Origin of the sequence: Cetobacterium sp. 2A (assembly GCF_014250685.1) — a bacterium.
Taxonomy (GTDB): Bacteria; Fusobacteriota; Fusobacteriia; order Fusobacteriales; family Fusobacteriaceae; genus Cetobacterium.
This window is the reverse complement of the sequence record NZ_JACFAJ010000006.1, coordinates 430,888-447,914: the sequence shown is the minus strand read 5'-3', so window position 1 is coordinate 447,914 and position 17,027 is coordinate 430,888. Positions and strand designations below refer to the sequence as shown.

The 17,027-nt window shown below is 31.7% G+C and carries 14 protein-coding genes, 3 tRNA genes and 1 riboswitch; of the genes, 14 read left to right on the top strand and 3 right to left on the bottom strand.

Annotated features, from left to right (window positions below):
- Positions 1-4: 4 nt before the first annotated feature.
- The 3 genes from H3N56_RS06010 to H3N56_RS06000 form a co-directional block, all read right to left on the bottom strand.
- The gene (locus tag H3N56_RS06010) at positions 5-256 is read right to left on the bottom strand and encodes a GlsB/YeaQ/YmgE family stress response membrane protein (protein ID WP_185880344.1); all 252 of its coding nucleotides are present in this window, start codon (positions 254-256) and stop codon (positions 5-7) included.
- Between the two features lie 80 nt (positions 257-336).
- Entirely contained in the window at positions 337-726 is a 390-nt protein-coding gene (locus H3N56_RS06005; protein ID WP_185880343.1) for a (deoxy)nucleoside triphosphate pyrophosphohydrolase, read from the bottom strand.
- 17 nt (positions 727-743) lie between these two features.
- Positions 744-3,527 carry a DUF3427 domain-containing protein gene (locus H3N56_RS06000; RefSeq protein WP_185880342.1) on the bottom strand — a complete coding sequence of 928 codons (2,784 nt, stop codon included), beginning with the start codon at positions 3,525-3,527 and terminating at the stop codon, positions 744-746.
- A gap of 99 nt (positions 3,528-3,626) precedes the next feature.
- Here H3N56_RS06000 and H3N56_RS05995 point away from each other — a divergent pair.
- The 14 genes from H3N56_RS05995 to purH all read left to right on the top strand — a co-directional run bounded on the left by H3N56_RS05995 (position 3,627) and on the right by purH (position 17,025).
- Positions 3,627-3,702, top strand: a tRNA-Met gene (locus H3N56_RS05995).
- Between the two features lie 69 nt (positions 3,703-3,771).
- Entirely contained in the window at positions 3,772-4,587 is an 816-nt protein-coding gene (locus tag H3N56_RS05990; RefSeq protein ID WP_221893440.1) for an alpha/beta fold hydrolase, read from the top strand.
- 22 nt (positions 4,588-4,609) lie between these two features.
- Entirely contained in the window at positions 4,610-5,086 is a 477-nt protein-coding gene (locus H3N56_RS05985; RefSeq protein WP_370521058.1) for a methylated-DNA--[protein]-cysteine S-methyltransferase, read from the top strand.
- 33 nt (positions 5,087-5,119) lie between these two features.
- Positions 5,120-5,194, top strand: a tRNA-Glu gene (locus H3N56_RS05980).
- A 2-nt stretch (positions 5,195-5,196) separates the two neighbouring features.
- Positions 5,197-5,272 (top strand) — tRNA-Val (locus H3N56_RS05975).
- A gap of 117 nt (positions 5,273-5,389) precedes the next feature.
- Positions 5,390-6,208, top strand: a complete 819-nt coding sequence (locus H3N56_RS05970; RefSeq protein WP_185880341.1) for a mechanosensitive ion channel family protein — start codon at positions 5,390-5,392, stop codon at positions 6,206-6,208.
- A gap of 49 nt (positions 6,209-6,257) precedes the next feature.
- Positions 6,258-6,359: riboswitch (purine riboswitch) on the top strand.
- Between the two features lie 100 nt (positions 6,360-6,459).
- Positions 6,460-6,945, top strand: coding sequence for a 5-(carboxyamino)imidazole ribonucleotide mutase (purE, locus tag H3N56_RS05965; RefSeq protein ID WP_185880340.1), 486 nt, complete (start codon positions 6,460-6,462; stop codon positions 6,943-6,945).
- Positions 6,942-8,054 (top strand): 5-(carboxyamino)imidazole ribonucleotide synthase, encoded by a 1,113-nt coding sequence (purK, locus tag H3N56_RS05960; protein ID WP_185880339.1) that lies wholly within the window; start codon positions 6,942-6,944, stop codon positions 8,052-8,054. The genes purE and purK overlap by 4 nt, the downstream gene beginning before the upstream one ends.
- A complete protein-coding gene (locus tag H3N56_RS05955; protein ID WP_185880338.1) occupies positions 8,051-11,737 on the top strand; it encodes a phosphoribosylformylglycinamidine synthase in 3,687 nt (1,228 codons plus the stop codon). The genes purK and H3N56_RS05955 overlap by 4 nt, the downstream gene beginning before the upstream one ends.
- 22 nt (positions 11,738-11,759) lie before the next feature.
- Positions 11,760-12,485: a phosphoribosylaminoimidazolesuccinocarboxamide synthase gene (gene purC, locus H3N56_RS05950; RefSeq protein ID WP_185880337.1), complete on the top strand. Its 726-nt coding sequence runs from the start codon at positions 11,760-11,762 to the stop codon at positions 12,483-12,485.
- The gene (purF, locus tag H3N56_RS05945) at positions 12,482-13,894 is read left to right on the top strand and encodes an amidophosphoribosyltransferase (RefSeq protein ID WP_185880336.1); all 1,413 of its coding nucleotides are present in this window, start codon (positions 12,482-12,484) and stop codon (positions 13,892-13,894) included. The genes purC and purF overlap by 4 nt, the downstream gene beginning before the upstream one ends.
- Positions 13,887-14,915: a phosphoribosylformylglycinamidine cyclo-ligase gene (gene purM, locus H3N56_RS05940; protein ID WP_185880335.1), complete on the top strand. Its 1,029-nt coding sequence runs from the start codon at positions 13,887-13,889 to the stop codon at positions 14,913-14,915. The genes purF and purM overlap by 8 nt, the downstream gene beginning before the upstream one ends.
- Positions 14,909-15,499, top strand: coding sequence for a phosphoribosylglycinamide formyltransferase (gene purN, locus H3N56_RS05935; RefSeq protein WP_185880334.1), 591 nt, complete (start codon positions 14,909-14,911; stop codon positions 15,497-15,499). The genes purM and purN overlap by 7 nt, the downstream gene beginning before the upstream one ends.
- Positions 15,493-17,025 (top strand): bifunctional phosphoribosylaminoimidazolecarboxamide formyltransferase/IMP cyclohydrolase, encoded by a 1,533-nt coding sequence (gene purH, locus H3N56_RS05930; RefSeq protein ID WP_185881084.1) that lies wholly within the window; start codon positions 15,493-15,495, stop codon positions 17,023-17,025. The genes purN and purH overlap by 7 nt, the downstream gene beginning before the upstream one ends.
- Positions 17,026-17,027 lie beyond the last annotated feature (2 nt).

Genomic DNA, 17,027 nt, shown 5'->3' with positions numbered 1-17,027 from the left:
ACCTCTATTTCTCTTTAATTTTTTTATAGATATATAGAACTAAAAATGCTCCAAAAGTAGCGGTAAAGATACTACCAAGATTAAGTCCTCTAATAGAACCTATCCCAATGATACTACCAATCCAACCACCAACAAGAGCACCAATTATACCTAAAATCATAGTGTTGAAAAATCCACCACCATCTACACCAGGCATAAGCCATTTACCAAGAGCTCCTGCAATTAAACCAAGAATAATCCAGCTTAAAAATCCCATAATTTTTCCTCCTATTTTAGATGATATATTTTCCATAATATTTAAAATATATTGCAATAATCCTCTAAAAAATAAAAAAATTATGACATTAGTTTTTTTACAGCTGGAATATCAGCTGGAGCCCAAACTAAAGAGCTTAAATTTTCTGTCTTTAGCCATAAAAAAGCTGAATGGTCATTTAGAATTATAGTTCCTTCCAAAACATCACACTCTATCAGAATTAAATTTACAATGACCTCTTTATATTCGTGAGTATTTTTCATATAAGTATTTTTAGCTACAACTTTTAAATTTAATTCTTCATAAATTTCCCTTTCTATGGCTTCAAAAGAAGTTTCATCTTTTTCGATTTTTCCACCTGGGAATTCCCAGAAGTTTCCTAAAGGATTACTATTTTTTCTTAAAGTACAAAGTATTTTACCTGAATGATCTTTTATAATAGCTGCTGCAACATTAATTTCTTTTTTCATAAAATTTACTCCTTAATTTAAAGATGTGTTAAATCCAAATAAATTTTAGGTTCTATTTTAGTATGTAATTTTATTAGTGTATCGATTGGTTTTTCACCACGGTGATTAATTACATCTCCAGTCCCTAAATATACAAAAGGTTGAGTAATATTATCAATTTTACAAAACTTTCTCATAAAGAAATGAAGATTAACGTTTTTTTCACGATTATTAACTAAATTTTGACCTGTTTCAGAAGATAATAAAGTTTTACTCTGTGATTGCCACTGAAAATGAAGAGGATCACAAATTTTATTTCTATAATTTATACTTTCCTTTATTCCTTCTTCTTTATTTAGATTTATGAACATATAGTAATTTTTTTTATCTTCACTTGGATTTACTCCGTTCCTGTATGAACTATGCATTTTTCCATAATTACTAAGAAGGGCAATATCTCTCATACTATAATTTTCATAAAGTTTTAGGAAAGGAGTTCCGTAATCCTCGTTTCCAAATTTCTTTTCATAATCTAAAATACCAAACATTAACATGTCTTTTAAATATTCTTTAAATGTTTCATTTTTTAAAGCTTTTTCAAAGTCTTCAGTTTTTCGTAAAATGTTTTCAGAAAGATTAAAGAGTTTTATTTTTCTTCTCTTCTCACCATCATCTAAGAATTCCCAGTTTAGATATTTGAAGCTATGTTCTACAGTTTCTTTTTCAGTATGTTGCACATATTTTAAAACTTCGCTTTCAGATTGAGCGATATCAAGAGATAAGTTATCAATTAGAAATTTGATATTTGTAAACTCATGAACTCTTTTAATTGGAAGCATCCCTTCTAAATCTTCTAAAATTTTTATCTCATTTTCATTGAAAGAATAGTTCTTTTCATCCATATTTTTTAAAAACTTGGCATAGCTCTTAGATTTTATTAAAAATTTACATATATCTGGTGCAGCTTCATAATTGACATAATCTAAATATTTTGGAACTCTTTTTAGAATATTTTTAAAATTTAAATATTCCTCTTTTAGATACTTCATAGTGTTGAAATTTTCGTTTTCAATCTGTTTTAAAATTTCTTCTTTAGCTATTTCGTCCATGCTCACATGAATTTGGTTTGAGAGCGTTCTAAAGTCTGTTTTGAGAGCTGTTCTCAACGAGTCTTTGTCGTAGGTTGAATTTCCAGTTAAAGCTAAACTGATAAGAAATGCCTTCTTATGATTACCTATAAAATCTAGGACAGTTACAAACTCTTTTTCTTTTGTTTTTCTAAGACCCCTACCAAGTTGTTGAATAAATATTATTGGAGAGTTAGTTGGACGAAGCATAAGAATAGTATTTATATTTGGGATATCCACACCCTCATTAAAAATATCAACAGTAAAGATAACTTTTAATTTTGAGTTTTTATTTTCAAGTTTTTTTATTTGGATGTCTCTTTCTTCCGGAGTATTTTCTCCCGTTAGTGCTACAGCTTCTACCCCCATTTTACAAAATTCTTCGGCCATATATTTAGCATGCTCTATGTTTGCACAAAAGCCAAGAACCCTTTGTTTTTCTCCAGAGTATCCATAAAATGACATCTTTTCAAGAATATAAGTAGTTCTTGAATGAACCATTAGTTTTTTAGCAACCTCTTCTATTTTGCTTATATCTACATCTGATAAATCAATATCTTTTATATCAGTGATACCATAGTAGTGAAAAGGTGAAATGAGCTGTTCATCTAGAGCTTCTTTTAATCTGATTTCCATAACTATATTTCCATCGAACTTCTCATAAATATTTACCCCGTCTGCTCTCTCAGGAGTTGCTGTAAGTCCAAGTAGAAATTTTGGTGTAAAGTATTCAACTATTCTTTGATATGTTTCTCCGGCCATATGATGAGCTTCATCTATTATGATGTAATCAAATTCATCTCTACTAAACTCATAAAGATTTCTAGCCATAGTTTGGACAGTTGCAAAAAGATAGTCCGATTCTATCTCTTTTATAGTTCCAGTATATTTTCCCATAGTTTTATGGTGTATTATGTTTTTAAAACTTTTCAAAGCTGAAGTTAAGATTTCATCTCTATGAACAAGAAATAGCATTTTTCTTGGATTCATTCTTTTGACATCAAAAGCGCCAAGATATGTCTTACCAGTTCCAGTTGTTGCTATTCCAAGAGCTTTTGTAGCATTTCCTCTTCTAATTCTATCTATGTTTTTAAGAGCTATTTCTTGCATATAATTAGGAGTTATTTCAGAACTACTCATAGAGTAACTAGCTAGTTCTTCACCTATTTCATCTACCACAGGAAGTTTTATATAGTTAAATTCTTGATCTAGAAAGTATCTTTCATCATAACTTTGAGATTTGTCCCAGATATATTCAAATTCGTCCATGACATCATTAAAATATTTTGATATGTTACAAACAATTTCTTCGCTACTCCACTCTAAATTGCTTTTAAGTCCACCTTTAGATATATTGGAAGACCCAATTATTATTTTACTTTTCTTCTCATTTTTAAAAATATATCCTTTTGGATGAAATCCTATTTTTCTTGCATCAAAAAATCTCAGTTCAATATTATCAAACTTCAAAAGAGATTCCAAAGCTTTTTTCTCTGTGATGCCCATGTAATTTGTTGTAATTATTCTACCCTTTATACCTCTTTTTTTAGCCTCATTAAGAATATCAAGAAGCATTTGTACCCCACTAAACCTAATGAATGAAACTATGAAATGAAATTCTTCACATTCAATTATAGATTCTTTTAAAACTGAAAAAAACTCTCTATTATTGTTGTTAATTAATTTTTTTCTCATGACTCCCCTCCTATACAAATAGTTTACCAGAAAAATAAAGATTGACAAAGGTTTAAATCTTTGGTATTATCTATATATACAGAACAAACAAATACATGTCGCGGGGTAGAGCAGTTGGCAGCTCGTCGGGCTCATAACCCGAAGGTCATTGGTTCGAATCCAATCCCCGCCACCAAATGAAATTTTAAACACACTAACGTGTGTTTTTTTTTATTTTATTAATCAGCTGAGGGAGTGATTAAATTTGTTAAATATAAAATTATCAAATAATGAAATAATATCATATAGAAAAATTGAGAATGGAAGTAAGGTAATGATAATGATTCATGGAAATATATGTTCAGGGCTCCATTTCAAACCTATAATTCCATATTTACCTAAAGATTATACAGTTTACATCCCAGATTTACGTGGATTTGGACAAAGTAGTTATATAAAAAAAATAAATGAAATAGGTGATTTATCAAAAGATTTACATGAATTTATTAAGAAATTAAAGATTGAATCATTTGTTCTACTTGGATGGTCTGCTGGAGGATGTGTGTGTTTAGATTATGCTTCGAATTATCCGGAGAATATAGATGCACTTATTTTAATAGAGAGTGTAGGGTATAAAGGATGTCCAGTTTATGATCCTGTTCAAGTGATGACTATATCAAATGCTATAAATAGTAAAGATACCAATTTTATGGAAGAACTTTGGGATAAAGCAATCTATGTAAACAAGAAACCTGATGAAAAAGATAACAAGGAATATATCGAGGCATCTTTAAATCAAAGAAACCTGATAGAAATATATAGAGCATTATCTACATTCAATATTTCAAACGAAAATAATGGATGCTCAAATGGAAATAACAATATTAAGAATATAAAAGCTCCAGTTCTCTTGACTTGGGGTGAAAATGATTGTATTGTTAACAAAGACGAAATAGATGAGACTGCAAAAGCACTTAACAGTAAAAGTGAAGTTATTGTCTTAAAAGATTCAGGACACTCTCCATTTTTAGATTGTCCTGAGTATCTTATGAGTAAAATAGAAAGTTTCTTAGCTAATTAATTTGTTATAAGGAGGTAAAATTGTGGAATATTTGGGATATTATACATCACCTTTAGGAATGATTAGAGTTATTAATGATGAGGACTATTTATTAGGATTAGATTTTATAGATGAAGAATTAAAACAAGAGAATAAAAATAAATTGACTGAAAATATTATAAAGCAATTAAGTGAATATTTTATCGGTGAAAGATTGGAGTTTAATATACCTATTTTATTAAATGGGACAGAATTTCAAAAGAATGTTTGGAAAGAACTTATAAAAATTCCATATGGAGAAACTGCAACTTATAAAGATATAGCTGTAAGAATTGGAAATCCAAAAGCTGTTAGAGCAGTTGGTGGAGCAAATAATAAAAACAAAATAGCAGTTGTGATTCCATGCCATAGAGTTATTGGAATGAGTGGAAAACTTGTTGGATATGCCGGTGGAATCAGCAAGAAAGAATGGCTTTTAAATCACGAGAATAAAAATAAAAAACTCATTGACAAAAGATAGCGATTATGATATACTAATTTTGTTATTAGAGTTGCCCCGTTCGTTCAACGGTTAGGACAATAGATTTTCACTCTATAAACAGGGGTTCGATTCCCCTACGGGGTACCATCGGAAGCATAGCTCAGTTGGGAGAGCACCTGCCTTACAAGCAGGGGGTCACAGGTTCAAGTCCTGTTGTTTCCACCATAATAAATAAATCACGACATACTGAAAAGTGTGTCTTTTTTTTTCTTGTGAAAGGAATATAAATATAATACAATATAGTATAAATAATTTAATAAAATATAAAAAAGGAGAGGTTCTATGATAAATGTATTAAATACATTCAAAGACAGTTTTGTAGACGTATTACCTGGAATAGCAATTAGAATAATTCTATTGATAGTGCTATTTTTTATAGCAAGACCATTAATGGATGGAATTCTTAGGGTTACAAGAGCAGCAATGAGAAAGAATAAAGTTGAGGCACTACTTGAAACTTTCACTATATCTTTAATAAAAACATTGATATATGTTGCATATTTATTTTTAGTAATTAGTATAATTGGAGTTCAAGCAACTTCATTAGTAACAATTTTAGGTACTGCAGGTATCGCAGTAGGTTTAGCATTACAGGGAAGTCTTTCGAATTTAGCAGGAGGAGTACTGATTTTAATGTTTAAACAGTTCTCTAAAGGAGACTATATTTCAGATAATGGTAAAGTAGAAGGAACAGTTGATGAGATTCATATTTTATATACAACTCTTAACACAGTAGATAATAAAAGAATAATTGTGCCAAATGGGCAGTTAGCAAATAACCCAATAATCAACTATTCTATTAACGCAGAAAGAAGAGTAGATCTAATATTTTCTGTATCATATGACACTCCAATTGAAAAAGTTATAAAACTTCTTCAAGGAGTTATGGATGAAGATTCTAGAATATTACATGACCATAAAAATATGATAAAACTTGTGAAGCACAACGCAAGTTCATTGGACTTTGTGTTCAGAGCTTGGGTAAAAAAGGACGACTATTGGGACGTATATTTTGGATGTAACGAGAAAGTTAAAAACGTATTTGATGCAAATAATATCGAAATTCCTTATCAGAAAATTGATATTTATTCAAAAAAATAGTTGATAAATAAACATATACATGCTATAGTGCATACATAAACGAAATAAATAATTGAATCAAAATAGAGCTTATATAATAGTCATGATATGGATGACGAGTTTCTACCTGCGAACCTTAAATTTGCGGACTATGAGCATATAGTTTTGTGATACGATATTTTTTGTGTACGCAAAAATTATATGACTTAAGGAAACCCATATCTTGTGGTTTCCTTTTTTTTATACTTAAAACACTTTGGGGGAGGATTTTAATGATAAAAGTCGGTGTCATAATGGGAAGTAAATCCGATTTACCAACTATGTCTGAGGCAATAAAGATGTTAAAGGAGTTTGGGATAGAACATGAAGTGAAAATAGTATCTGCTCACAGAACTCCAGAACTGATGTTTGAATATGCTAAAAGTGCTGAGGAGAGAGGAATTAAAGTTATAATAGCTGGTGCTGGTGGAGCAGCCCATTTACCAGGAATGGTTGCTAGTTTAACAACTCTTCCAGTGATAGGTGTTCCGGTAGAGTCAAAAGCTTTGAAAGGTATGGATTCACTTCTATCGATAGTTCAAATGCCTGGAGGAATTCCAGTTGCAACAGTTGCAATAGGAACAGCCGGAGCTAAGAATGCAGGAATTTTAGCAGCTCAAATAATAGGGCTAGAAGATAGCTTGGTATCTGAGAAGATAAAACAGTTTAGACACTCTATGAAAATGCAAATTCTAGAAAATAGTGAGGTGAATGAGTGAAAATAACAAAGGGAAAAGTTATTGGGATACTCGGTGGTGGTCAGCTAGCTAAGATGTTATGTGAGGCAGCAAAAGAGCTAAACTATAAAACTTTAGTATTAGATCCATCAGAAGATGCGTGTGCAAGATTTTCAGCAGATACTTTCATAATGGCAAATTATGATGATAAAGAAGCACTGAAAACGATGGCAGAGCTTTCATCTGTTATAACTTACGAATTTGAAAATGTTCCAACTTTATCATTAGAGATTTTAAAAGAATTAGATGCCTATATACCCCAAGGAAATAGACCCCTTTATATAAGTCAAAATAGAATTAGAGAAAAAACTGCTGTTGCAAAATTAGGAATAAGAACAGCAAAGTTTAAAGTCGTAAAGAGTCAAGAGGACTTAAAAGATGCCATAACTGAAATAGGTTATCCGGCAATACTTAAAACCACAGCTGGTGGATACGATGGAAAAGGTCAGTGGATAATAAGAGATGAATCAGATTTAAAGGAAATTGAAACGGGCAAAACTGAATGTATTTTAGAAGAGATGATTAATTTTAACTTAGAAGTATCATGTCTGGTAGTTAGAGGAGTTAATGGAGACGTTATAACATTCCCTGTTGGAGAAAATATTCATAAAAATGGGATTCTTCATATGACTATAGTCCCAGCAAGAATAGATGATGAGTTAAAAAAAGAAGTTGAACAGATTTCAAAAAAAATAATAGAAAATTTAGATTTTGTAGGTCCACTAGGAATAGAGTTTTTCATAGGAAAAGCAGGAGAAATATACTTTAATGAAATGGCTCCAAGACCACATAATAGTGCTCATTATACTACTGATGGATGTGATAGTTCACAGTTTCACCTGCATATAAAAAGCATCTGTGGAGAAAAAATGGATTTACCAAAACTTATTAAAAATAGTGTTATGTTAAATGTTTTAGGAGAACATAAAAAATATATAGAAAATTTTAAAGATAACGAAAACGAAATTCTTCATATCTATGGGAAGAAAGAGTGGAAAATAAATAGGAAAATGGGTCATATAAATTTTACAGGTAATCAACTAAATGAAATAATTGAAAGAGCTGAATCACTATATTTGGAGGGGAAATGAATAGACGTGTATTTGTAAAGAAAAAAGAGGGATTTCAAGTTGAAAGCAATTCATTATTAGGAGAGATAAAAGAAAATTTAAAAGAAACTGGACTGTCAAAAATAGAGATTTATAATGTGTATGATATATTTAATGCAAACTCTGAAGATATAACTCTATTAAAAACAAAGGTTTTATCAGAACCAGTTACAGATTTTGTGTATGATGAACTGCATTTATCAAGATTAAATTATTTGGCTTTGGAGTTTTTACCAGGGCAATATGACCAAAGAGCTGATTCGGCTCAGCAATGTTTAACTCTTCTTAGCAATAGAGACGGAGTAGAAATAAAAAGTGGAAAAGTAATCGTTTTTCATGGAGAGATAAAAGATTTTCAAGCAATAAAAAACTATCTAATAAATCCAATTGAAACAATGGAAAAAGATTTGTCTCAATTGTCTAATCAAAAAAATATCGAAATTAATTCAATACCTATCTATAAAGGTTTTAGAGAAATGTCAGAAGATGGTCTAAGAGAATTTTTAGAAATTCATTCTTTAGCTATGACTGAAAAAGATTTAAAGCATATTCAAAACTATTTTAAAAATGAAGAAGCAAGAGACCCAAGTGAAACTGAAATAAAAGTACTAGATACATACTGGTCAGATCACTGTAGACACACTACTTTTGAAACTATTCTAAAAGATGTAACAATTCAAGAAGGAAAATTTAAAGAAACAATTCAAAGAGCATATGAAAAATATTTACAATTAAGAGAGAGCATACACGGAAATAAAAAACCTATGACACTTATGGATATGGCCACAATAGGTGCTAAAACAATAAGAAAAAATGGAAATTTAGAAGATTTGGAAGAATCTGAAGAGATAAATGCGTGTAGTATTGAAGTGGACGTTGATGTAGATGGAGTTATTGAAAAATGGTTATTGATGTTTAAAAATGAAACTCATAACCATCCAACAGAGATTGAACCTTTTGGTGGAGCAAGTACTTGTGTTGGAGGAGCTATAAGAGATCCACTTTCTGGAAGAGCTTATGTATACCAAGCTATGAGAATAACAGGAGCAGGAAATATCTGTGAAGAGATAGAAAATAGTCTTCCTAACAAACTTCCACAAAAGAGAATATCTAAGGGAGCAGCCAATGGATACTCATCTTATGGAAATCAAATTGGACTGGCAACTACTTTTGTAAAAGAGATTTATGACGATGGTTATAGAGCTAAAAGAATGGAAGTTGGAGCAGTTGTTGGAGCAGTGAAGAAAGAGTACGTTAGAAGAGAAACGCCAGTAGCTGGAGATTTAATAGTTCTTTTAGGTGGGAAAACAGGAAGAGATGGTGTTGGAGGAGCAACGGGTTCTTCAAAGGAACATAATGAAACATCACTGATAAAATGTTCATCTGAGGTTCAAAAGGGAAATGCCCCAGTAGAGAGAAGAATTCAAAGATTATTTAGAAATCCTGAAGTAACTAAAATGATTAAAAAATCAAATGATTTTGGAGCTGGTGGAGTGAGCGTTGCAATTGGAGAGATTGCAAGAGGAGTAGAGATAAATCTAGATGTAGTTCCAGTAAAATATTTAGGGCTTAGTGGAACAGAGCTTGCTATATCAGAATCTCAAGAGAGAATGGCAGTAGTTATTGAAGAAAAGGATGCAAAAAGATTTGAAGCTTTAGTAAGAGAAGAAAATCTTGAGTCTGCAATAGTTGCAACGGTAACAGAAGATGAAAGACTTGTTATAAATCATCATGGTAAAAAAATAGTGGATATCTCAAGAGAGTTTCTTGATACAAATGGAGTTAGACAAGAGCAAGAGATTCAAATAAATACACAAGAGGGAAAAAATCCATTTGAATATAAAGAGAAAAGAACAAAACAAGAAATACTAAATATGCTTCAAGATATGAATGTTGCTTCTCAAAGGGGAATGGCTGAGATGTTTGATGCATCAATTGGAAGAAGTAGTGTTCTTATGCCATTTGGAGGAAAGAAACAATTAACAGAAGCAGAAGCTTCCGTTCAAAAGCTTCCAACGTTTGGAATGACTAACAGCTGTTCAGTTCTAACATATGGATATAATCCACTAATAGCAAAGTATTCACCGTACCTTGGAGCTATATATGCAGTTATAGAATCTTTAGGAAGAATAGTAGCAACTGGTGGAGATTATAAAAAAGCTAGACTTAGTTTCCAAGAATATTTTGAGAAGTTGGGAACAAAATCTGAGAGATGGGGAAAACCTTTCTCTGCTCTACTAGGTGCAATAGAAGCTCAGTTAGAGTTTCAAACTCCAGCGATTGGTGGAAAAGACAGTATGAGTGGAACATTTAAAGATTTAGATGTACCTCCAACTCTAATATCATTTGCAGTTTGTACAGAAGATGTTAAAAACATAATATCTCCAGAATTTAAAAAAGCTGGAAACTATATATACTTGATAAAAAACAGTATGCTAGAAAATTACTTGCCAAATTATGAAGAAATAAAAACTAATTATGATGGTGTGATTCAAGCAATAAATGAGAAGAAAATAGTATCAGCTTCAACAATAAAGTTTGGAGGAATAGCTGAATCAGTTATAAAAATGGCACTTGGAAATGAAATCGGTGCTGAGATTGAAACACTAGAAGATGTACTTCAAATTATGCCAGGTTCACTTATAGTTGAGACAACAAAAGAGTTAAAATTTGGAAAATTAATTGGAAAAACAGTAGAAAATAAAGATGTAAACATAAACGGTGAAATTATCAGTTTACAAGAATCTCAAACAGAATGGGAAAAAAGATATAAAAAAATATATCCATATAAAGTTGAAGTGAAAAGTGAGATTATAAATACTACAAATTCAACTAAAGGAAAATTAAAAGCAAAGAAACTTTATGATAAACCAAAAGTTCTGATCCCAGTTTTTCCTGGAAATAACTGTGAATACGATTCAAGAAAAGCCTTTGAATCAGCTGGTGCTGAAACTGAAATATTTGTTTTCAATAACCTAAGTGTAGAAGAGATAAAAGAATCAATTGAAAAACTTTCTCAAAAGATAGAAGAGAGTCAAATATTCATGATTCCTGGTGGATTTAGTGCTGGAGATGAACCAGATGGATCTGGGAAATTTATAGCCAATATTTTACAAAATCCAAAGATAAAAAATAGTGTAAAAAAACTTTTAGAAAACGAAGGATTAATCTTAGGAATATGTAATGGATTCCAAGCTCTTATAAAATCAGGACTGTTACCTCACGGGGATGTAGATATGCTAGATGAAACAGCTCCGACTCTATTTAGAAATGATATAAATCGTCACATTTCAAGAATGGTAAATACAAGAATAACATCTGTAAATTCACCTTGGTTATCATCGTTTGAAATTGGAGAAACTCATAAAGTTCCAGTATCTCATGGAGAGGGAAAATTTGTTGTAAGTAGAGAATTTGCAGAGCAACTATTTGAAAATGGACAAATTGTAACTCAGTATTGTGATGAACTAGGAAATCCAACTATGGATGGAGATTATAACTTAAATGGATCTAATTATGCTATAGAAGGAATGGTTTCAAAGTGTGGACAAATCTTTGGTAAGATGGCTCACTCGGAGCGTTACGAAGATGGACTTTTCAAAAATATAAATGGAAATAAAGAACAAGATATCTTTGCCAATGGAGTTAATTATTTCAAAAAATAAATATAATATAGGGGGCATTAATATGAAAGCATTAGAAGGAAAACAAATGTACGAAGGAAAAGCAAAAAAGGTTTTTTCTACTGATAATCCTGAAGAGGTAATAATTTTTTACAAAGATGATGCTACAGCTTTCAATAATGTTAAAAAAGGTCAAATAGTAAATAAGGGTATCTTGAATAACAGTATAACAACTTTAATTTATGAGCATCTATCAAAACATGGAATAGAAACTCATTTACTAAGAACTCTATCTGATAGATCACAACTTTGTAAAAAAGTTGAAATAGTTCCATTAGAGGTAATCACAAGAAATGTATTAGCTGGTTCTACAGCAAAACTTTTAGGAATTGAAGAAGGGTATAAGTTAGATGTACCAGTTTTAGAAATTTGCTATAAAAAAGATGAATTAAAAGATCCTCTAATCAATGATTTCCATGCAATTGCATTAAAATTAGCAACTAGAGAGGAATTAGATTATATCTATGCAACTACTTTAAAAATTAATGAAGTTTTAAAAGCTTTCTTTGATGAAATAGGAATTGAACTTATAGATTTTAAAATAGAATTTGGAAAAGATTCAACTGGAAAAATAATTTTAGCTGATGAGATATCTCCTGATACTTGTCGTCTTTGGGATAAAAAGAGTCATAAGAAATTGGACAAAGATAGATTTAGAAGAGATTTAGGAAGTGTTGAAGAGGCTTACCAAGAAGTTTTATCTAGAATGAGTGGATTGGGGAAAATATGAAATTAGAAATAGATTATTTTTTAGATGGAAAAATCAACGAAGAGTGTGGAGTGTTTGGAGTATTTGGGGTAGAAGACGCAGCCCACGTTACATACTATGGATTACATTCATTACAACATAGAGGTCAAGAGGGAACGGGAATTGCTACTTCAACAGGTAAAGAAATATTAAGACATAGAGGAGAGGGACTCGTAACTGAGGTCTTCTCTCCTGAAAAACTTGAGAATCTTTCGGGTAAAATGTCTATAGGACATGTGAGATATTCAACAGCTGGAGGAGGAGGGATAGATAACGTACAACCTCTTCTAATACGTTCTCACACTGGAGATTTTGTTATAGCTCATAATGGAAATATAGTGAATGCAAAAGAATTGAAGATGCAACTTGAAGCTATGGGAAGCATTTTTTATTCAACATCTGATAGTGAAATAATTGGGCATCTTATTCAAAGAGAAGCTGGTTCTTTTGAAGAGAAGATTTTAAAGGCACTGCCTAGACTAGAAGGAGCTTTCTCATTTTTAATAATGGATAAAGAGAACCTTTACGTGATTAGAGATAAGAATGGTTTTAGACCACTCTCAATTGCTAAGTTAGAAAATGGATATGTTGTAAGTTCTGAGAGTTCAGCTTTTGAAATAGTTGGTGGAACATACATAAGAGGAATAGAACCTGGAGAGGTTTTGAAAATATCTAAAAATGATTTAAAATCTCAAAAGTATACAGAAAATACACAGGATAAAATGTGTGCCATGGAATATATATATTTCTCAAGACCGGATAGCAGTATAAATGGTTTAAACGTCCATAATTCAAGAAGAGTTTGTGGAAATATTTTAGCAAAAGAAAATCCAGTTGAAGCTGATATAGTAATAGGAGTTCCAGACTCTTCTCTTTCAGCAGCAATGGGATACTCAGATTTTTCTGGTCTTCCATATGAGTTAGGACTTGTAAAAAATAGATATGTAGGACGTACTTTTATAAAGCCTAATCAGCAACAAAGAGAAAGAGGAGTAAAGATGAAACTATCAGCTATGGCAGCCGTAGTTTCAGGAAAAAGAGTAGTCCTAGTTGATGATTCAATAGTTAGAGGAACAACATCAAAACATATAATTAATCTTTTAAAAGAGGCAGGAGCTAAAGAAGTGCATATGAGAATAGCTTCAGCACCAATTATAAGTCCATGTTTTTACGGAGTGGATACATCAAGTTATAGCGAACTAATAAGTACAAGATTGATTGCAGATGAATTGGCAAAATATATCGGTGCAGATTCATTGGCATTTCTTTCTCATGAGGGGATGAGAGAAGGATTAGGAAATAATATATGCTTAGCTTGCTTTACTGGAAAATATCCAACAAGCGTATTTAGTTTATTAGAGAATCTTAAAAAGGGAGAGAATAATGAGTAAAAAATACATGGAATCTGGGGTTAATTTAGAAGCTGGATATGAGTCTGTTAAGAGAATAAAGAGTCACGTAGATAGAACAAAAGTTAGAGGAGCTATGGATAGTTTAGGAGCTTTTGGTGGGATGTTTGACCTTTCAACGCTTGGATTGAAAGAACCTGTATTAGTTAGTGGAACTGATGGGGTTGGAACAAAACTTATGTTGGCATTTGAGATGAATAAGCATGATACGATTGGTCAAGATGCTGTGGCTATGTGTGTAAATGATGTATTAGTCCAAGGAGCTATGCCAGTATTTTTTCTAGACTATGTAGCAGTTGGGAAAAATGATCCAGCTCAAATAGAAGATATAGTTAAAGGTGTTGCAGATGGGTGTGTTCTGTCAGAGTGTGCTCTAGTTGGTGGGGAAACAGCTGAGATGCCAGGGATGTATTCGGAAGGACATTATGATATAGCTGGATTTACAGTTGGAGCTGTTGAGAAATCAAAACTTATAACTGGAGAGAAAGTTAAAGCTGGAGATGTGATAATAGGAATTCCTTCAAGTGGAGTTCACTCAAATGGATTCTCTCTAGTTAGAAAAATTATAAAAGACAATAACTTAGAACTAAATGAGTATTATGATAGATTTGGAAAGACACTAGGAGAACAATTGCTGACTCCAACTAAGATATATGTTAAATGCATAAAATCTCTAATAGAAGAAGTAGAAGTTCACGGAATGTGTCATATAACAGGGGGAGGATTCTTTGAAAATGTTCCTCGTATTCTTCCTAAAGATTTGATGGCAAGATTTAATGTTCAAAATATAGAAACTCCAGAGATATTTAAGTTCCTTGCTGAAAAGGGAAATGTTCCGATGGATGAGATGTATAACATATACAATATGGGAATTGGATTTATGATAGTAGTAGACGAAAAGGATGTTCAGTCAACTATTCAAAACCTTGAAAAAAATGGAGAAAAACCAGTAGTTATAGGTGAGGTGTTAAAAGGATCTGGTGGGGTAGAACTAGTATGGTAAAAATTGCAGTTCTTGCTTCTGGGAGTGGAACAAATTTTGAGAATATAGTTCTTTCTTTAAGGGATGGACGGGCTTCGAATTTTTCTGTTGAATTACTCATAGTTGATAAGATGTCATCTTTTGCAAGAATGAGAGCAGAAAAGCTTGAAGTTCCATGTGTCTATATAAATCCTAAAGGATTTTCTAATAAGCAAGAATTTGAAGAGAAAATTATTAAAGTTTTAAAAGAATATGAAATTGAGCTAATAGCTTTAGCTGGATATATGAGAATAATTTCAGAAACTCTTTTAAATGAATATGGCGGTAAAATAATAAATATTCATCCAGCATATCTTCCAGAATTTCCTGGAAAAGATGGGATTGGAGATGCCTATAGAGCAAATGTAGCTTCAACTGGTGTGACGGTACACTATGTTGATTCAGGAGTAGACACGGGGGAAATAATACATCAAGAAAGAATCGAAATAGATAAAAAATGGAAATTGGATGAGTTAGAAAATGAGATACATAAAATGGAATACAAAATCTATCCATTGGTTCTAACTGAAATCAGTAAAAAACTTTGTAAGGAGAAAAAATTATGAAGCGTGCATTAGTAAGTGTTTCAGATAAAAGGGGATTAGTGGAGTTCGTTCAAGGACTTGTTAGAAATGGATATGAAATAGTATCAACTGGTGGGACTAAAAAAACTTTAGATTTAGCCGGTATTAAAACTTTTGGAATCTCAGAAATAACAAATTTTCCAGAGATAATGGATGGAAGAGTAAAAACTCTACATCCAAATGTACACGGGGGGCTTCTATGTGTTAGAGACAACCCAAGTCATATGAAAGAACTGCTAGAAAATAACATTGAACTTATTGATATGGTAGTTGTAAACTTATATCCATTCAAAGAAACTTTAAAAAAAGAGAATGTGACTCATGAAGAACTGATAGAAAATATAGATATTGGTGGTCCAAGCATGCTTCGTTCAGCAGCTAAGAATCATAAATTTGTAACAGTATGTGTAGATCCTTCTGATTATCCAAATATATTAAATGAGATAGAGCAGAAAAATGATACAACTATTGAAACAAAGAGTAGATTGGCAGCAAAAGTATTTAGACATACGGCAGCTTACGATTCTATGATATCAAACTATTTAACTGAAAAATCAGGAGAAGAGTTCCCAGAAGTAGTAACTTTGACATATGAAAAAGTTCAAGATTTAAGATACGGAGAAAATCCACATCAAAATGCCGCGTTCTATAAAAACAATTTTGTAGGATATTCTTTGGCAAATTCACAACAACTAAATGGAAAGGAACTTTCATACAATAATATACAAGATACAAATGCCGCTCTTGAGATGCTAAAAGAGTTTGAAGAGCCAGCTGTTGTGGCAGTAAAGCATATGAATCCTTGTGGAATAGGTCTGGGAGATAATGTATATATGGCTTGGGAGAAGGCTTATTCTGCTGATCCAATTTCAATATTTGGTGGGATAGTAGCTACAAATAGAACTATTGATGAAAAAGTAGCTGAAGAGATGAGTAAACTATTTTTAGAAATAATAATTGCTCCAAATTATACAGAACCAGCTTTAGAAATTTTAAAAGCTAAAAAGAATTTAAGAGTTCTAAAGTTAGATATGAATCAAGAAATTAAAAATAAAAATAAGTTAGTTACAATTGCTGATGGAGCACTTATACAGAGCATGGATTTAGCAAAAATAGATTTAAAAGACCTTCAGTGCGTAACAGATATAAAACCAACTGAGGAAGAATTAAAAGAACTGTTATTTGCTTGGAAAGTAGTAAAGCATGTTAAATCAAACGCTATAGTTATAAGTAAAAATGGTCAAACTCTAGGAGTTGGAGCAGGACAAATGAATAGAGTTGGGTCAGCTAAGATAGCCTTAGAGCAGGCAGGGAAATTATCTAAAGGAGCAGTTCTTGCATCTGATGCATTTTTCCCAATGGCTGATACAGTGGAGCTTGCAGGTGAGTATGGAATAAAAGCTATAATTCAGCCTGGTGGATCAATAAAAGATAATCTATCTATAGAGGAATGTAATAAGCATGGAATAGCCATGGTTTTCACAGGAACAAGACACTTTAAACATTAATT

What these genes read in the sequence shown, in the direction of transcription:
- H3N56_RS06010 (WP_185880344.1), bottom strand. Translation starts at nt 256, where the DNA reads ATGGGATTTTTAAGCTGGATTATTCTTGGTTTAATTGCAGGAGCTCTT.
- H3N56_RS06005 (WP_185880343.1), bottom strand. Translation starts at nt 726, where the DNA reads ATGAAAAAAGAAATTAATGTTGCAGCAGCTATTATAAAAGATCATTCA.
- H3N56_RS06000 (WP_185880342.1), bottom strand. Translation starts at nt 3,527, where the DNA reads ATGAGAAAAAAATTAATTAACAACAATAATAGAGAGTTTTTTTCAGTT.
- H3N56_RS05970 (WP_185880341.1), top strand. Translation starts at nt 5,390, where the DNA reads ATGATAAATGTATTAAATACATTCAAAGACAGTTTTGTAGACGTATTA.
- purE (WP_185880340.1), top strand. Translation starts at nt 6,460, where the DNA reads ATGATAAAAGTCGGTGTCATAATGGGAAGTAAATCCGATTTACCAACT.
- H3N56_RS05955 (WP_185880338.1), top strand. Translation starts at nt 8,051, where the DNA reads ATGAATAGACGTGTATTTGTAAAGAAAAAAGAGGGATTTCAAGTTGAA.
- purC (WP_185880337.1), top strand. Translation starts at nt 11,760, where the DNA reads ATGAAAGCATTAGAAGGAAAACAAATGTACGAAGGAAAAGCAAAAAAG.
- purF (WP_185880336.1), top strand. Translation starts at nt 12,482, where the DNA reads ATGAAATTAGAAATAGATTATTTTTTAGATGGAAAAATCAACGAAGAG.
- purM (WP_185880335.1), top strand. Translation starts at nt 13,887, where the DNA reads ATGAGTAAAAAATACATGGAATCTGGGGTTAATTTAGAAGCTGGATAT.
- purN (WP_185880334.1), top strand. Translation starts at nt 14,909, where the DNA reads ATGGTAAAAATTGCAGTTCTTGCTTCTGGGAGTGGAACAAATTTTGAG.